We start from the raw sequence: 15,645 nt of genomic DNA on the forward strand, positions 1-15,645 counted from the left end.
TCACGGTGGCTCATTCGGAGTTGTGAGACCCGACGATCCCGCGGGCCAGGTCGCGCAGTTTCACGTTCTCCCGCTGGGAGGCCCGCACCAGGCTCTCGAAGGCGGCGGCGGCGTCGATGCCCTGGCGCTCCATGAGGATGCCGGTGGCCTGGCCGATCAGGTCCCTGGTGTGCATGGCCTCGGTGAGCTGCTCGCGCACGGTGGCGGAGTCCAGGGCGATGCTGACGTGCGCGGTGAAGAGCCGCCCGATGCGCGCCGCGTCCTCGTCGAAGGCGCCCGGTTTGCGCGCGTAGGCCGTGAGCACGGTCAGCCGGCGGCGGTCGGCGCGCAGCCGCAGCGACAGCGCCGAGCGCAGCCCCAGGGCGGACAGCACGTCCCAGCCGTCGTCGGCCTCGCTGTCGGTCACCCGCGCCACCGGTGTGTGCCACAACTGGTCCCAGTGCCCCTGCGGTTCGCGGCCGCCGTGCCGGGCCTCGGCGGAGCGTACGACGTCGTCGCTCCAAGCGAGCGTGCGGAACTTGTTGCCGCGCTCGATCTCGGAGATGCCGGCGTGCTCGGCCCCGGGCATGAGGTGCACGGCCAGCCGGACCGCCGTGCGCAGCGTGTGGTGCGGTGAGGTCTTCTCGTGCAGTTGCTGAGCCGCCACCGTCAGGGCCTCGGCCAGCTCGAAGCCGACCGGAAAACGGGGCAAATCAGGAAACTCGGACGCAGCCACCACGAACCTCTTCGGCATGCACGACCATGGCCGTGCGCAGGAGAGCTCCGCAGCACATTCCCGACTGCGAGCACAGGACGGACAGCACTCTAGCTGCTCGGTTGCGTCCAGGTGACGTCCGGCCGACGGCCGCCACGGGCGCTTCCGCAGCCGCGGCCCGGCGTGGTGGAATGGGCCCGAGGGTCAGGAAGCGGCCTTACCGGAACACGGACGAACGTCTGCCAGGTGAGTGCTGTGACTTTCTTCCCGAATCCCACCGAACCGCCGGACATGCCCGGCCGCGTTCGTCTCACCCTGCCCGCCGAGATCGACTTCGGCAACGCGGAGCAGCTGCTTCCGCTCATCATGTCCGAGACCCGGGCCCGCGGTGACCGGCTGGAGGTGCTCGTCCTCGACCTCACCGCGACCCACTTCATGGACTCCCAGGGCATCCGCCTCATCAACGACGTGCGCCTCCGGCTGCGCCCCGGGGCCCGGATGCGTGTGGTGGCCCGGCCGGACGGTGTCGCGAGCCGCGTACTGGAGCTGACCGGCCTGCGCCGGGACGTGCCCGTGTACGACAACCTCGCCGAGGCCATGGCGTCGTAGGCTGCCTGGCATGGCACCGAACATCGCGACGAACACCCGCGTCTCCCTCGACGAGTTGCTCGACTTCGTACGGCCCCGGCACCACGCGATCCTGCTGACCCGGCGGTCCGACGGCGGCCCCCAGGGCTCGCCGCTGACCTGCGGGGTCGACGACTCCGGCCGGATCGTCGTCTCGACGTACCCGGAGCGGGCCAAGACCCGCAACGCCAAGCGGGACCCGCGCGTGAGCCTGCTCGTCCTCAGCGACGACTGGAACGGCCCCTGGGTCCAGATCGACGGCACGGCCGAGGTCCTCGACACCCCCGACTCCGTCGAACCGCTCGTGGAGTACTACCGGAACATCGCCGGGGAGCATCCCGACTGGGACGAGTACCGCGCGGCGATGGTCAAGCAGGGCAAGTCGATCATCCGCATCACACCGGAGCGGTGGGGGCCGGTGGCCACCGGCGGGTTCCCGGCGCGGCTGGTGGAGGGGGAGTAGCGGGAACTCCCGCTCAGTCGTCCCACTCAGTCCTCCCGCTCAGTCCTCCCGCTCCCGGGCGACCATGGCCTCGATGCCCGCGATCAGCAGTTCCAGCGCGAACTCGAAGTCCCGCTCCAGCATCTCGGCGACGGTGTCACCGCCGCGCGCCGCCATGATCTCCTGGGACTCCTTGAGGACGTCGGCGGCCTGCGGGGCCGCGTTCGCCGTGCTCAGGGACTGCTGGAAGTACTCGTCCACGGTCATGCCGCCGGCCGCGGCCCGGGCGGAGAGGTGGCCCTCCAGCGTGCCGTAGCCGTAGACGAACTGGAAGACGGCCGCGATCGTGCTCGTCAGCCGGTTCGCGGGCAGTCCGGTCCTGCGCACGACGTGCTGTACGGCCCGCGAGAAGGCCAGGTTCTTGGGGCCGATGTTGAGGAAGACGCCGACCAGCGCGGACACCCAGCGGTGACGCACCAGCAGCGTCCGGTACTCCCGGGCGAGCGCCCGCACCTGGTCCCGCCAGTCCTCGTCGGCGTCCGGATCGGGCAGCCGCATCTCGCCCATGACCTCGTCCAGGGCGAGTTCCAGGAGGTCGTCCTTGGTGTCGACGTACCAGTAGACGGACATCGCGGTGACGTTCAGCTCACCGGCCAGCCGCCGCATCGAGAACCTGGCCAGCCCCTCGGCGTCGAGCAGCCGCACGGTGACCTCGACGATGTGCGCCCGGTCCAGCCCCGAGGGCTGCCCTGAGCCACCACGCCGCCGGTGCGCTTTGCTCTCCAGCCAGACGCTGGTCCGCGCGGCCTTGTCGGACGCCTTCGCCATGGCGCACCTTCCTCGACTTGCTGATGCCGATCATGCTAGGCGCCCCTGTTTTTCAGGGGCGCGGGGCCGTATCGACTTGCGACTCCGCCGCGCGGGCGCGACCAGCCACAACGAACCCGCACCCGCACGACAACCGCACACCCCGAGCTCCTAGGCGGATTCTGCCCGCTCAGCCCGCCGCAACAACGCCGCCGCGACCAGACCACCGGCCAGCACAGCCACAGCCCCGACCAACTGACTGGTCTCCAGCCCGGAGGCGAACGCGTCGGAGATACGCGCCTTCTCGTCAGCCGAGTCCGCTGCCGCGAGCGCCGCCGGCAACGACGCCGCCGACACGGCGACCAACGACGCGAACCGCGAATTGAGCACCGCGCCGAGGACCGCGACCCCGAGCCCGTTGCCGAACTCCGCGAGCGTCCCGTTGATCCCCGCTCCGACCCCCGCCTTCTCCGGCGGTATCGCACTCATGATCGCGTTGGCCATGGCGGGCATGGACAACGCCACACCCGCGCCCATCACGACCAGGCCGAGCAGCATCCCGCCGTACCCGTGCCCGCCGAGCAGCGCGATCGCCGCCAGCCCGGCCGACACCAGGGTCATGCCGAGCGCGATGGCCGCCGGCGTACCGGCCTTGAGCACGAGCTTGGCGCCGACCCCCGTGAAGTTGAGCGCCACCACGGTCAACGCCAGCGGCGCCGTCCGCAGACCGGCGTCCAGCGGCTCGTAGCCGAGCACGAACTGGAGGTGCTGGGTGAGCAGGAACAGCGAGCCCGTCATGCCGAACGCCACGAGGATCGCGCCCGCGACCGCGCCCACGAACTTCTGGTTGCGGAAGAAGTGCATGTCGAGCATCGGGTTCCCGGTCCGCAGCTCCCACAGGACGAAGAGCCCGAGTACGGCCACGCCGATCAGCGCGGAGACCAGCACCTGGCCGGACGTCCAGCCGTGCTCGGGACCGGTGATGATCGCGTACACGACGGACGTCATGCCGATGGTCGACAGCACCGCGCCGACCAGGTCGGGCCGGTCACCCGTCTTGTGCTTGGACTCCGGCACGAGGGCCGCGACCGCGATCAGGCCGAGCACGGCGACCGGGATGTTGATCAGGAAGATCGCACCCCACCAGAAGTGGTTCAGCATCACTCCGCCGATCAGCGGCCCGGCCGCGAAACCGAGCGAACTGACCGTGGACCACAGCGCGATGGCCTTGACCCGCTCCTTGTCGTCGAAGATCTGCACGACGACGGCGAGGATCGTGGTCATCAGCAGCGCGCCGCCGACGCCCATGCCGGCGCGGGCCGCGATCAGCTGGACCGGGCTCTGGGACAGCCCGGCCACCAGCGAGCCCACGCCGAAGATCACCAGGCCCGCCATCAGCAGCAGCTTGCGGCCGTAGCGGTCGGCGGCGTTGCCCGCCGTGAGCAGCAGGCCGGACTGCACCAGTGAGTAGGCGTTCATCATCCACTGGACGTCGGCGGTCGTCGCGTCCAGCTCGCGGGTGAGCGAGGGGATCGCCACGTTCAGGATCGTGTTGTCGAGCAGCACGGTGAGCTGCGCGAGGCAGATGACACCGAGGATCAGCCAGCGCTGGGGGTGGCCGCCGGATGCCGTCTGCGGCAGGGCCTCTTCCTGGGGGGACGTCGTCATGCTGTACACCGTAGAATAGTTCCCATACGCCGTACAACCGAGTAATCGGGCAACGGGAGAAGGGCGGTGGCCGAGAGCCACCGCCCTTCTCCCGGTCAGGGAACGGTCAGCTGCTCGCCTTCTGCGTGAGGTCGTAGAAGGTGGCCGAACCGGCCGTGACCTTCTTGAAGTTGGCCTCGACCCAGGAGGTGATCCGGGAGGACGTGGCGTCGCTGCCGCCGCGCATGCCGCCGCCCGTGCCGGACGCGATGAAGTAGTGGATCTTTCCTTCCGCCACGTACTCCTTGAACTGGGCCAGGGTCGGGGACGGGTCCGTGCCGTTGAAGCCGCCGATGGCCATCACCGGCTCGCCGGTGGACAGCTGGTAACTCGCGGCGTTCTGGGCGCCGATGGCCGCCCCGGCCCAGGTGTACTGGTCGGCGTCGGTCGCCAGCAGCTTCTTGGCCTCCGAGCCGACGCCGGCGCCGTTGAGCAGACCGCCGATCCCGCCACCGCCCATGCCGCCCATCCGGCCGCCGTCGCCGGTCCGGCCTCCAGGGGTGGTGTTCTGGCCCTGCTGGTTCTGGCCCTGCTGGTTCTGGCCGGCGCCCGGGGAACCGCCGCCGGGGAAGCCGTTGCCCTGCCCGCCCTGGGCGTTGCCGGTGCCGGTGCCGTTGCCGGTGCCGTTCTGCTGGTTCTGGCCGCCGCCGCCCGGGAAGCCGCCACCGCCGGGACCGCCACCACCGCCCGGACCGCCCCGGCCGCCCGCGACCGCCGGCCCCGCCGTGACGATCGAGCCCGTGTGTCCCTCGTTCACCGTGGTGAGCGTGTACGCCGCCGGCCCGGCCAGCGCCGCGACCAGGCCCATTCCGGCCGCCCCCAGGGCCAGTCCACGTCCCAGCCGGCCCGCGAAGATCAGGCCGAGCGCCGCCGTCAGGCCTCCGACCAGGACGAGCCACTTCAGCCAGGGCAGGTAGTCGGAGGAGCGGTTGAGCAGGACGTAGCCCCAGGCCGCGGTGGCCGTCATCGCCGCCGCCAGGGTCAGCGACGCCCAGACCTTGTCCCGCTTCTGCCAGAGCAGCGCCGAGCCCATGCCGATCAGCGGCGCGATGTAGGGGGCGAGCGCCACCGTGTAGTACTCGTGGAAGATGCCCTGCATGTAGCTGAAGACCAGCATGGTCGTGAGCAGCGCGCCGCCCCAGACGAGGAACGAACCGCGCGTCACCGACGTACGCCGTGCCCTGCGCGTGGCCACGAGGGCCGCGACGAGCAGGATCAGCGCGGCCGGGATCAGCCAGGAGATCTGGCCGCCGATGCTGGAGCCGAACAGGCGGTCCCAGCCGGTCTCGCCCCAGTTGCCACCGCCGTTGCCCCCGCCGCGTCCGCCTCCCACACTGCCGGTCTCGTCGCCGTTGATGCGGCCCAGGCCGTTGTAGCCGAAGGTCAGCTCCAGGAAGCTGTTGTTCTGCGAGCCGCCGATGTACGGGCGGGAGGACGCGGGCCACAGCTCGACGATCGCGACCCACCAGCCGCCGGAGACGACCAACGCGACCGTGGCCACAGCCAGTTGCCCGAGGCGCTTCTTCACCGAGACGGGTGCGCACACCCCGTAGACGAGGGCCAGCGGCGGCAGGATGAGGAAGGCCTGGAGGGTCTTGGCGAGGAAGGCGAAGCCGATGGCGACCCCGGCCCACACCAGCCACTTCGTACGGCCGTCCTCCAGGGCCCGGATGACGAAGTAGCAGGCCACGGCCATCAGCAGGGCCAGCATCGCGTCCGGGTTGTTGAAGCGGAACATCAGCGCCGCGACGGGGGTGAGCGCGAGCACCGCGCCCGCGATCAGACCGGCCGCGGGGCTGAACCGGCGCCGTACGGAGGCGTACACGACGGCCACCGTGCCGACGGCCATGAGGACCTCGGGGACCAGGATCGCCCAGGAGCTGAGGCCGAACAGCCGCACGGACAGGGCCATCGGCCACAGCGCGGCCGGGGGCTTGTCGACGGTGATGGCATTGGCCGCGTCCAGCGAGCCGAAGAAGAACGCCTTCCAGGACTGGCTGCCCGCCTGGACGGCCGCCGAGTAGAAGGAGTTGGCGTAACCGGAGGCGCTCAGGTTGTAGAGGTAGAGCACCGCGGTCGCCAGGAGCAGGGCGAGGAAGGCCGGGCGGGCCCAGCGGGGGTCCTCGGGCCGGCCGCGCCACAGCCGGTGCGGCAGGGGCCGCTTGGGTTCACCGGCGTCGGGGGCCGGTGCGTGGGCAGGGGTCCGATGGGACCCGACATCGGGACTCTGACCTCTGTCGGTGATCTGCTGGTCGTAGTGGACGGTCATCGGAAGTCCCTCGCATCGGTGTTGTGGGGGCGCATGGGCAGCAGTTGCACGGTGGCGTCCTGCCAGGAGTCCGCGACATCGCCGGCGCGGAACTGGGTGGTGTCGTACGAAGCGGCCACCAGAGAGCCGTCCTCGCGCCGGTCCGGGAACACCCACGCCCGGAAGAGCAGGAAGCGCAGCACGGTCGCCGCGAGGTTGGCGGCGATGAGGACCGCCAGCTCGGTGGAGTGCGCCGGCTCGGACGTGGCCGCGCCCAGCGCGGCGAGCGAGCCGCTGGTCAGGGCGAGCCCGATACCGAAGACGACCAGGCCCTGCGCCTGGTGCCGTACGGCCCCGCCGCGCCCGCGTACCCCGAAGGTGAGCCGCCGGTTCGCGGCGGTGTTGGCGACCGCCGAGACCAGCAGGGCGAGGGCGTTGGCGGTCTGGGAGCCGGTGAAGACGCGGAAGCCGCTGTAGAGGAGCAGGTAGAAGAGGGTGGAGAGACCGCCGACCACGCAGAACCCGACCAACTGACGGGCCAGGCCCCGCGGTACGTCCGTGATCTCACGGTCGCGCGGGTCGTCGCCGAACGGCCGGGCGAGCCGGTCCAGCGGCAGGGAACCGGTGGCCAGGGCCCTGCCGATCCGCCACACACCCTTGAGGTCGTCGGTCGCGGTCCTGACGATGTGCACGGTCGAGTCGGGGTCGTCGACCCAGTCGACCGGCACCTCGTGGATCCGCAGCCCCGCGCGCTCGGCGAGCACCAGCATCTCCGTGTCGAAGAACCAGCCGGTGTCCTCGATCAGGGGCAGCAGCACCTGCGCCACGTCCCGGCGGATCGCCTTGAACCCGCACTGGGCGTCCGAGAAGCGGGCCTGGAGCGAGCCGCGCAGGATGAGGTTGTAGACCCGGCTGATGAACTCCCGCTTGGGGCCGCGCACCACGCGGGAGCTGGGCGCCAGCCGGGAGCCGATCGCGAGGTCGGAGTGGCCGGAGATCAGCGGCGCCACCAGCGGGAGGAGGGCGTTGAGGTCGGTGGACAGGTCGACGTCCATGTAGGCGAGGACCGGGGCTTCCGAGGCCGACCAGACGGCCCGCAGGGCCCGGCCGCGGCCCTTCTGCTCCAGGCGGAAGGTGCCGACCTCGGGGATCTCCGCCGCCAGCCGGGCCGCGACCTGCGGGGTGGTGTCCGTCGAGGCGTTGTCCGCGATCGTGATGCGGAACGCGTACGGGAACGTGCGGGCGAGGTGATCGTGCAGTCTGCGCACGCACGGCTGGAGGTCCTTCTCCTCGTTGTAGACGGGGATCACTACGTCCAGGACAGGCGTACCGGCTGGTGCGGCCGGGAGGTGCTCCCGCGCCGGCAGGGTGCCGGGAGAAGAGTCGGTTCGCATGGAACCGACTTTCGTCAGGCGCCCTGTCGCACCCATGTGGTGACGCTGTGGCGTGCCTGTGAGTGCTGCGGCCGGTTCATGTCCGGCTGTGGTTGCGGGGGCAGCGCGGGCAGGTGCACCGTGAACACGGTCCGCCCGGGCACGCTGTCGACGGTCACGGCACCGCCGTGCGCGCTCGCCACGGCCTGCACGATGGCGAGGCCGAGACCGGTCGAGCCGGTGGCGCGGGTCCGCGCGGAGTCGCCGCGCGCGAACCGTTCGAAGACGTGCGGCAGCAACTCGGCGGGAATGCCCTGCCCGTTGTCCTCGACGTCCACGCACAGCCAGGGGCCGCGCCGCTGGACGCGGGCGGTGACGGTCGTACCGGGCGGGGTGTGGGTGCGGGCGTTGCCGAGCAGGTTGACGAGGACCTGCTGGAGCCGGGCCGCGTCCGCCGACACGAGCGCGGGCTCGTCGGGCAGATCGAGACGCCAGTTGTGGTCCTGACCGGCCGCACGGGCGTCGCTGATGGTGTCCACGACGAGCGGTACGAGGTCGGTCTCCTCGAACTGCAGCGGCCGCCCGGCGTCCAGCCGGGCGAGCAGCAGCAAATCCTCGACGAGCAGGGTCATACGCCCGGCCTCGGACTCGATCCGCCCGAGGGCGTGCCGGGTGTCGGGCCCGACGTCCTCTCTGCCGCGCCGGGTCAGCTCTGCGTACCCGCGGATGGAGGCGAGCGGGGTCCGCAGCTCGTGACTGGCGTCGGCGACGAACTGCCTGACCCGTGTCTCGCTCTGCTGCCGGGCGTGCAGGGCGCCGTGGACGTGGTCGAGCATCCGGTTGAGCGCGGCACCGACCTGGCCGACCTCGGTGTGCGGATCGGTCTCGGAGTCGGGCACGCGCTCGCTGAGATTCACCTCGCCGGTGTGCAGGGGCAGTTCGGAGACGCGGGTGGCGGTGGCGGCCACGCGGCGGAGGGGGCGGGTGGCTACGCCGACCAGTACGGAACCGGCCAGTCCCGCGGCGGCCAGTCCGGCTGCGGTGACGCTGATCTCGACCAGGATGAGGGTGTTGATGGTGTTGGTGACGTCCGTGGTCGGGAGGGCGACGTAGTAGCTGCCCTTGTCGCCGCTCGTGTACTCGACCCGGTACTCGCCGAGGCCCGGGATGTCGACGGTCCTCGGCGGTCCGTCGGTCTGCGGCACGGAGGCGAGCGCGGCGGTCTGGGCGGAGTTCAACGACCTCGCGCTCATCGGGTAGTTGTCCACGGACACGCCGTACTTGGACTCCGTGATCCGGCCGTCCTCGATCTTGGCGGCGACCGTGCCGCCCGGCTGCGGTCCCCGGGTGACGAACTCGGTGAGGCTCTCCTTCTTCTGCGCGGGCGCGTCGGGGCCGCCGTTCAGATCCTCGCCGGAATCCCTGGGCGGGCTCTGGGCGGCCCTGGCCGCGGCCCCGCGGAGTTGCCCGTCCAACTGCTCGTACAGATGCGACCGCAGGGCGAGGGTCGTCACCGTCCCGATCACCGCACACACGACGGCGATCAGCACCACGGACGCGACGACGAGCCGCGTCCGCAGAGTGCGAGGCTTGCCCGCTCGCGACAGTCTGCCCGCCCTCTGCTGCGCATTCGGCCGTCGCCGCCCGCTCACGAGACCGCGGGCTTGATCAGGTAACCGGCACCACGCCGGGTGTGGATCATCGGCTCGCGCCCCGCGTCGATCTTCCGCCGCAGATACGAGATGTACAGCTCGACCACGTTGGCCTGCCCGCCGAAGTCGTACGACCACACACGGTCGAGGATCTGCGCCTTGCTGAGCACGCGCCGCGGATTGCGCATCAGGAACCGCAGCAGCTCGAACTCGGTCGCGGTCAGGTGAATGTTCTCACCGCCCCTGGTCACCTCGTGACTGTCCTCGTCGAGGGTGAGGTCGCCCACGACCAGCGTGGAGTCGGAGCGCCGGTCGGCTGCACCGGACCGCCGTATCAGCCCGCGCAGCCGCGCGACGACCTCTTCGAGGCTGAACGGCTTGGTGACGTAGTCGTCCCCGCCGGCCGTCAGCCCGGCGATCCGGTCCTCGACGGCGTCCTTGGCGGTGAGGAAGAGCACCGGCACATCGGGCAGCTCACGGCGCAGCCGTCCGAGCACCGCCAGCCCGTCCATGTCGGGCAGCATCATGTCGAGCACGACGGCGTCGGGCCGGAAGTCCCGCGCGGTCTGCAGGGCGCCGGTGCCGTCACCGGCGCTCCGGATCTGCCATCCCTCGTAGCGCAGGGCCATGGACAGCAGCTCGGTGATCGACATCTCGTCGTCCACCACGAGCACTCGGACGGGGCTCCCGTCCGGCCTCAGCAGTTCGGTGCGCCCCTGGGGCGAGGTCGTGGTCATGGTGAACACGATGTCGGCCCGCTCTGAGAGCCACCTTTCCGCAGCCTGTGATTTCTCTGAGAAACACACAGGCGCTTCTCAGGGAACGGCTGGGAATGCCGGCGGGCGGGGTTCATCAGCGGGCGGGGTTTATGAGCGAGCGGGATTCATCAGCGGGTGGGTCAGAACAAACCGTCCTGCACCCCGGCCTCCTCCTTGAACTCCCGCACCGGCACGGTCACTTCCCCACCCCCGGCAGGCACCAGCCCCCACCCGCTCATCAACCGCGTGTCCAGCACGACGACCCCGCCCCCGGTCGCCAGATGCAGATCGGGCCCGGCGGCAGCCACGAGCTCCCCGCTCACCACCCCGCCGGCGACGAGCTCACCCACCTCCCCGACGGCGACGGGCAGCCCGGCGAGCCCGAACACCTCCACGTGGTCGACAACGCGCAGGGGCTCCCGCACGAGCGACTCCGGCCACGCGGGAAGCGCCACGGCCCGCCCATACAACTCGGCGACCTCGGCGGCCCGGTCAGCCGCCGCCTCCGGCAGCACGGCCCGTACGGTCCGCTTCTCGACGTAGGGAATCCGGTCGGGCACTCCCAGCGCGGCCCGCAACAGCTCTTCGGTACGCCGCGCGGCCATGAGCGGCCCGACACCGAGCCAGCTGAAGCACACGGCTCCCTGCTCCAGCAGCCGCGCGGAGCCCCGCTCCTCCGCCGTGATCCCGACCTTGACCATGCCGGGACCGAACCACGCCAGATATACGTGATACGGCCGCGGGTCGTCCGCGATCGTGTCGGCGGCCACGGAGTGCGCCCGGTCCAGCCGCGCGCACTCCTCGCACCTCGCCCCCGTACTCCGCGCCGACACGGCCGCCCCCGTCGGACAGGAATGCCCCCGAGCCCCCACGCATGTCCGCACACCCCCCTCCGCGACCCCGAAGGCCACGCGTTTCCCCCAGGTCAGCGCACTGCGCCGCCCACCGTCCCACACCAGCACGGGACCACCGGCCAACCACCGCAGCCCCGAGCACTTCCATGCCTGTGCCATCTCTGTCGAGCGTAGAGGGCACCACTGACACCGGCGTCGGGCGAGCAGCAGCGTCCGATTCAGCGCCCGGAGTCGGCCCCCACGGCAGCGGGCTCGGCCTCGCCGCGTACGGAAGCACCCCTGGCCACCTCGGTCACGCGGCCCGAGCCCGCCGTACGCCCCCGCCCAGCCAACCGGCACCCGAGGCACTCGTCATGCCCGGCCCGCGCCCCCGAGTCCCGCACCCGCCAGCCCCACTCCTCCCTGGGCCGGATCCCAGGCCCCTTCCCCCAGCCGGCCAAATGCAGCGCCCAGGTGACCAACAGGCCGACCACACCGATCGCGAGCCCACCGGCGATCAGCACACCGGAGACGAAACACACCCCCGCCCCCGCTACGACGGCCCCGACACTCCCGATCCCGGTTCCGACCCATCCCGCGACGGTATGGCCGTGGTCATACTGATGTGCGCTCATATGCTGCCCCCTTACACACCAAGGCCCGGGGAACCCGCACCCGCGAACCCCTCACCAACTAAGCCTTTTAAAGCCCAAACATCTCACGAACTAAGGGATCTGGGAATGCAAGCCAAGCCGCGTCCGGCCGCCACGCCGGAGCAGGCGCTGTCGGCGATGGACCACCTCATCGCGACCCACCTGGTCGGGCAGCACGAGATCGCCCAACAGGTGGGCCTGAGTGTGACCGACCTCACCTGCTTCGCCTACGTCATCGAGGCCGGGGAGAGCCTGCCCACGGCCGGCGACCTGGCAGCCCGCGTCCACGTCACGACGGGCGCGGTCACCGGCATCCTCAACCGTCTGGAACGCGCCGGCTACATCATCCGCCGCCCCGACCCGACCGACCGCCGCCGCATCCGCGTAGCCGCCCAGCCCGACGCGGTCGCCCGCGTCCGAGAGGTCTACGAGCCGTACTACGCCCGCCTCACGCAGCTCTTCGCCGACTACTCTCCCGACGAAATCGCGGTCCTGAACGACTGGTTCACCCGCGCGAGCGCGCTGGCGGCGGACTACTTGGAGGATCACTGCGGCACTGACTGAACACCACCGGCACGGTTCAGGTCTTCCCAGGTGCCGCTCAGCCGACGTGGACCTCGTCCGCCGACGCGGCGAGGTCGGCGGTGTCTTCGGACGGCGGTGCCTCCACGGTCACCGGCTGGTTGATGTCGAGGAAGGTGACGGTCAGGTCGAGGGGCTCGCCGTCGATGAACTCGAGTGGCTTGCCCTCGGTGCCGCCCCGTGTGGCGCGCGTATCGCCCCGCATGCGGTACTGCTTGGTCTGGTTGTCGTCACCGATCCACAGATCCATGGTGAGCGTGCCGTCGATGCTCAACGCCATGAACTGATCAAGGTTGTCGATCTGGCGCTCCCGAGCCGTTTTGTTCACGGCGGCGTCACGGGCGGCGCTGATGCCACGACCGATGACCGTTCCTCTGTAGTGAGTGGTCCGGGCGCCGTCGATCGTCTCCGTCCCGATCCTCCGCACGTCCTTGGAGGCGGTGAGGATCGTGGACTGCGCGACCGGGCTGCCCTCGATAGGACGCGGCAGTACGCGGTAGGAGTTGTTGTCCACCGCGCCGCGTCCCCATACAGCCGGTTCGGCGCTGAACCAGCCCTTCCCGTCCAGCTTCTCGGAGTCGACCGCGCTCCCGCTGACGTACATCACCTCGTCGACGAACCGGATCTCAAGTTGGCCGTCTGCGCTCTGCTCGGTCGCGTTCATCTTCATCTCCATGACCGCCGGTTCCGTGCGCATAGATGCCTCGGCCTCCAGCCGGCCCTTCTCCGGCACGGTCCCGGTGACCCGGTAGTGGAGCGACCTGATGCGCCCGGAGACCGCCGCCGCCTTCGCGACGGCCGTCGCGGGCGTCACCCTGCGCGAACCCTCATTCGGGGAGTCACTCGCCGAGCCCTCTCCGCAGGCAACCGCTCCCCCGGTGAGCAGCACAGCGGCGAACGCCGCGCTCGTCACTGTGCGCGGTACGCGACCGCGAGATGAAATCCCCACAATTCCCCCCGGAATCAAGCTTGGCTGGTCCATGCCAAGGTCGGCAGCCTATCCCGGCGGTATGCCCGACCCCGGATGCTCCAACCGATCCGGACCGCTACGTGCCAGGAGCCCGGTACCGAACCTGCTCCGCTGTTCGCAGGGCCTCGATCGTCTCGTCGACGGTGAGGAGAACCGTCGTCTCGAACGAGCTCAGCGCGCCGCCTCCACTGATCGCCAGCGCGACCGCGGCCATGGAGACGTTGTCCGGGGCCTCCCACAGGTTGTAGCCGTCGTGCGTGCCGAAGGCGTACCAGAAGCCATGGAGCTTTCCGCCGACGGACTCGATGTACGACTGCGCGGCCCGGGCCCGGTCCTCCGGGTTGGCGATCAGCCTCGCCCAGGTCTCCGGGGTGTAGCTGAACCTCGACAGGTAGAGCGGCATCATGTCTCCCTTTCGTTGCCTCAAGGGATGCCCCCGCGGGGCGGGAAAGCGCCGGCGGCGGCCCTCACATCCCTCGAACGGCCGGGGGGCGGACGATGGGCGCCCGTCGAGCGGGGCGCATCTCCGACGCTGTCAGTGCTGCCTGGCACTGTGCCGCCATGACGACAACGACAGAGCTCACCCTCTTCGCCGACTACTTCCAGATACACGTGTCCGATGCCGACTCGGACGGTGATCTCAGCGACGCGTGGACGGATCAGGCCGTTGCCGACCAGCTCGCGGTTGCACCGGATGCGCTGGGCATCGGCACGTCGGTCAATGTCAACGTATCCGTCACTGTCGTCGTCCTGCCTGGGGAGCCGATCGACGACAGTTCGGAATTCGATCACGTGGTTGAGGCCGGCCTCGATGTGTCGTCGGGGCGCCTGATGGTTCTGGGCTGCACGGACCACGCCCCCGATGCGGCAACGTTCGACGTCCCGTCAGGCTGGAACCGCGTCCGCGTGTCTCGGAGCAACTTGGCTCGGGCAGCCGAGGCCGACGTCGACTCCGACGAGAGCCCCGAAACGACCGAGAAGATCCGTATCCAGGTGTGGCCGGCCCCGGAATCTCCAGGTGGACGACAGTCCGCTCGACGCCACCGCAGTGAGGTCGGTACGTCCGTACGTGACCGCCCACGAGCAGCGCCGACGCGAAATGGCAACCACCGCCCTGGGCCAGGAGACGACCGCCGGCCCGTACTGGATCCACGGGCTGGAGGCGGCCTGATGCCGAACGATCTTCGTCTACTCCCTTGGACCGGCGGTGAAGGCAAGCGCTGCTACCTGATCACCGACGACCTTGGCGGACCGGTGTCCCGGCTGGCCGACGTCACAGAGTCGATCCAGCTCGGCATGGGCAGCGAACTCCTCGCTCACTCCTACAACATGCTGCCGGACACCCCGCCCGGAGAACTCCGCTTCCTCGCCGAGCGCCTGACCGAAGCGCTGGCAGACGCGCTCCGTATCGCCGAGAGCCGGGGATGCGGCTGAAGAATCTGAACTAGCCGGCGAAGCGGTCCAAAACGCCAGGAGCCCCGGATCTCTCCGGGGCTCCTGATCTGTGTGCACTCGGCAGGATTCGAACCTGCAACCTTCTGATCCGTAGGATCGGGCAGGGCGTCCTGCCCCCTGCCGACAGCCTCTGACCTCGATCGCCCAGGTTGGCGATCGCGTGCGAGCGTGTGCCGTCGTTGCCGTCAGAACTGCCGTCAGATCAGCACGCGGGTGAGGCCAGACACCGGCTCAGGGAAGTCTAGAAAGATCCTGCGGTGCGCTGTTCCAATCCGTAGTCAGAGGCAATGGGATTCCAGTGCGAAACGAAACCCTCCTTGCTCTCGGTAGCTAGCTGATCAGTGGGCTGTGCAGCCTTGTAGCTCGGGGTACGCGGCGCCGGCCCACCAGGAGGGCAACCAGCATCCCCCGCCTCAACCGCCCAGGATGCGTAACTGCGATCGGAATCTGCCGAAGCATCCCAAGCATCCTCAAGGTCAACGCGCAGTGTCTCCCAGCCAGGCAAGGCGGACAGCTCCATACTGCCCAAATCTCGCACAAGCCTCTCACGGTTTGCTGCCGCTTCAGAAAGCTCTTTCCGGGCCCCAGTTAGATTCGTACATCTCTCGATCTGCCCGATTGCAGTGGACACTCTGCCCCGATCCACGGCACTTCTGTCGAGCAGGCTGTCAAGATCTGCGGCTTGTTGGCGCCGGGCGTCAACCGATACCGATGGCTCGTTGGCGGTTGGCGAGGGGGCCTCGGATGTGGGCACGGTATTCGCTGTCTTACCCGAGTCTGAATTTGTCAGATGAGTGATACCGAAGTATGACCCGGTGCCGATGAGTATGACGAGGAGCATGAC

General features: G+C 69.9%; 15 protein-coding genes. 4 read left to right on the forward strand and 11 right to left on the reverse strand.

What is annotated here, in order from left to right; all coding sequences use genetic code 11:
* Positions 1-10 precede the first annotated feature (10 nt).
* Positions 11-733 (reverse strand): ANTAR domain-containing protein, encoded by a 723-nt coding sequence (locus ACIBL4_RS34890; RefSeq protein WP_399415794.1) that lies wholly within the window; start codon positions 731-733, stop codon positions 11-13.
* 216 nt (positions 734-949) lie between these two features.
* Between ACIBL4_RS34890 and ACIBL4_RS34895 the strand changes: the two genes are divergently transcribed.
* Together ACIBL4_RS34895 and ACIBL4_RS34900 are read left to right on the forward strand one after the other, a co-directional pair.
* Positions 950-1,303 (forward strand): STAS domain-containing protein, encoded by a 354-nt coding sequence (locus ACIBL4_RS34895; RefSeq protein ID WP_399415899.1) that lies wholly within the window; start codon positions 950-952, stop codon positions 1,301-1,303.
* 10 nt (positions 1,304-1,313) lie between these two features.
* Entirely contained in the window at positions 1,314-1,784 is a 471-nt protein-coding gene (locus tag ACIBL4_RS34900; RefSeq protein ID WP_306965611.1) for a PPOX class F420-dependent oxidoreductase, read from the forward strand.
* Between the two features lie 39 nt (positions 1,785-1,823).
* Here ACIBL4_RS34900 and ACIBL4_RS34905 read toward each other — a convergent pair whose 3' ends face one another.
* The 8 genes from ACIBL4_RS34905 to ACIBL4_RS34940 form a co-directional block, all read right to left on the reverse strand.
* A complete protein-coding gene (locus ACIBL4_RS34905; protein ID WP_399415795.1) occupies positions 1,824-2,591 on the reverse strand; it encodes a TetR/AcrR family transcriptional regulator in 768 nt (255 codons plus the stop codon).
* A gap of 150 nt (positions 2,592-2,741) precedes the next feature.
* Positions 2,742-4,238, reverse strand: a complete 1,497-nt coding sequence (locus ACIBL4_RS34910; RefSeq protein WP_399415796.1) for an MFS transporter — start codon at positions 4,236-4,238, stop codon at positions 2,742-2,744.
* Between the two features lie 106 nt (positions 4,239-4,344).
* Positions 4,345-6,546 carry an ArnT family glycosyltransferase gene (locus tag ACIBL4_RS34915; protein ID WP_399415797.1) on the reverse strand — a complete coding sequence of 734 codons (2,202 nt, stop codon included), beginning with the start codon at positions 6,544-6,546 and terminating at the stop codon, positions 4,345-4,347.
* Positions 6,543-7,919, reverse strand: a complete 1,377-nt coding sequence (locus ACIBL4_RS34920) for a glycosyltransferase (protein ID WP_399415798.1) — start codon at positions 7,917-7,919, stop codon at positions 6,543-6,545. The genes ACIBL4_RS34915 and ACIBL4_RS34920 overlap by 4 nt, the downstream gene beginning before the upstream one ends.
* Before the next feature lie 14 nt (positions 7,920-7,933).
* On the reverse strand, positions 7,934-9,550 hold the full coding sequence (locus tag ACIBL4_RS34925) for a sensor histidine kinase (protein ID WP_399415799.1): 1,617 nt from the start codon (positions 9,548-9,550) through the stop codon (positions 7,934-7,936).
* Complete coding sequence (locus ACIBL4_RS34930) at positions 9,547-10,287, reverse strand: response regulator transcription factor (protein WP_399415800.1); 741 nt, start codon at positions 10,285-10,287, stop codon at positions 9,547-9,549. Before ACIBL4_RS34930 ends, ACIBL4_RS34925 begins: the two co-directional genes overlap by 4 nt.
* Before the next feature lie 161 nt (positions 10,288-10,448).
* Positions 10,449-11,321, reverse strand: coding sequence for a DUF2797 domain-containing protein (locus tag ACIBL4_RS34935; RefSeq protein WP_399415801.1), 873 nt, complete (start codon positions 11,319-11,321; stop codon positions 10,449-10,451).
* Positions 11,322-11,380: 59 nt separating this feature from the next.
* Positions 11,381-11,776: an HGxxPAAW family protein gene (locus tag ACIBL4_RS34940; RefSeq protein ID WP_399415802.1), complete on the reverse strand. Its 396-nt coding sequence runs from the start codon at positions 11,774-11,776 to the stop codon at positions 11,381-11,383.
* Between the two features lie 105 nt (positions 11,777-11,881).
* Here ACIBL4_RS34940 and ACIBL4_RS34945 point away from each other — a divergent pair, with 105 nt between their 5' ends.
* Positions 11,882-12,358, forward strand: coding sequence for a MarR family winged helix-turn-helix transcriptional regulator (locus ACIBL4_RS34945; RefSeq protein WP_399415803.1), 477 nt, complete (start codon positions 11,882-11,884; stop codon positions 12,356-12,358).
* A 37-nt stretch (positions 12,359-12,395) separates the two neighbouring features.
* On the opposite strand, the gene ACIBL4_RS34950 is transcribed toward ACIBL4_RS34945, so the two are convergent.
* Complete coding sequence (locus tag ACIBL4_RS34950) at positions 12,396-13,190, reverse strand: hypothetical protein (protein ID WP_399415804.1); 795 nt, start codon at positions 13,188-13,190, stop codon at positions 12,396-12,398.
* Positions 13,191-13,422: 232 nt separating this feature from the next.
* Positions 13,423-13,749, reverse strand: coding sequence for a GYD domain-containing protein (locus ACIBL4_RS34955; protein ID WP_399415900.1), 327 nt, complete (start codon positions 13,747-13,749; stop codon positions 13,423-13,425).
* A 158-nt stretch (positions 13,750-13,907) separates the two neighbouring features.
* Between ACIBL4_RS34955 and ACIBL4_RS34960 the strand changes: the two genes are divergently transcribed.
* Positions 13,908-14,780 (forward strand): hypothetical protein, encoded by an 873-nt coding sequence (locus ACIBL4_RS34960; protein ID WP_399415806.1) that lies wholly within the window; start codon positions 13,908-13,910, stop codon positions 14,778-14,780.
* The last annotated feature ends 865 nt before the right edge of the window (positions 14,781-15,645 follow it).

Origin of the sequence: Streptomyces sp. NPDC050416, from assembly GCF_044458845.1 — a bacterium.
Classification (GTDB): Bacteria; Actinomycetota; Actinomycetes; order Streptomycetales; family Streptomycetaceae; genus Streptomyces.

Excerpts from the sequence above, each read along its gene's own strand:
- ACIBL4_RS34915 (WP_399415797.1), bottom strand. The coding sequence starts at position 6,546 with ATGACCGTCCACTACGACCAGCAGATCACCGACAGAGGTCAGAGTCCC.
- ACIBL4_RS34900 (WP_306965611.1), top strand. The coding sequence starts at position 1,314 with ATGGCACCGAACATCGCGACGAACACCCGCGTCTCCCTCGACGAGTTG.
- ACIBL4_RS34905 (WP_399415795.1), bottom strand. The coding sequence starts at position 2,591 with ATGGCGAAGGCGTCCGACAAGGCCGCGCGGACCAGCGTCTGGCTGGAG.
- ACIBL4_RS34960 (WP_399415806.1), top strand. The coding sequence starts at position 13,908 with ATGACGACAACGACAGAGCTCACCCTCTTCGCCGACTACTTCCAGATA.
- ACIBL4_RS34890 (WP_399415794.1), bottom strand. The coding sequence starts at position 733 with ATGCCGAAGAGGTTCGTGGTGGCTGCGTCCGAGTTTCCTGATTTGCCC.
- ACIBL4_RS34935 (WP_399415801.1), bottom strand. The coding sequence starts at position 11,321 with ATGGCACAGGCATGGAAGTGCTCGGGGCTGCGGTGGTTGGCCGGTGGT.
- ACIBL4_RS34945 (WP_399415803.1), top strand. The coding sequence starts at position 11,882 with ATGCAAGCCAAGCCGCGTCCGGCCGCCACGCCGGAGCAGGCGCTGTCG.
- ACIBL4_RS34920 (WP_399415798.1), bottom strand. The coding sequence starts at position 7,919 with ATGCGAACCGACTCTTCTCCCGGCACCCTGCCGGCGCGGGAGCACCTC.
- ACIBL4_RS34955 (WP_399415900.1), bottom strand. The coding sequence starts at position 13,749 with ATGCCGCTCTACCTGTCGAGGTTCAGCTACACCCCGGAGACCTGGGCG.
- ACIBL4_RS34910 (WP_399415796.1), bottom strand. The coding sequence starts at position 4,238 with ATGACGACGTCCCCCCAGGAAGAGGCCCTGCCGCAGACGGCATCCGGC.
- ACIBL4_RS34940 (WP_399415802.1), bottom strand. The coding sequence starts at position 11,776 with ATGAGCGCACATCAGTATGACCACGGCCATACCGTCGCGGGATGGGTC.
- ACIBL4_RS34930 (WP_399415800.1), bottom strand. The coding sequence starts at position 10,287 with ATGACCACGACCTCGCCCCAGGGGCGCACCGAACTGCTGAGGCCGGAC.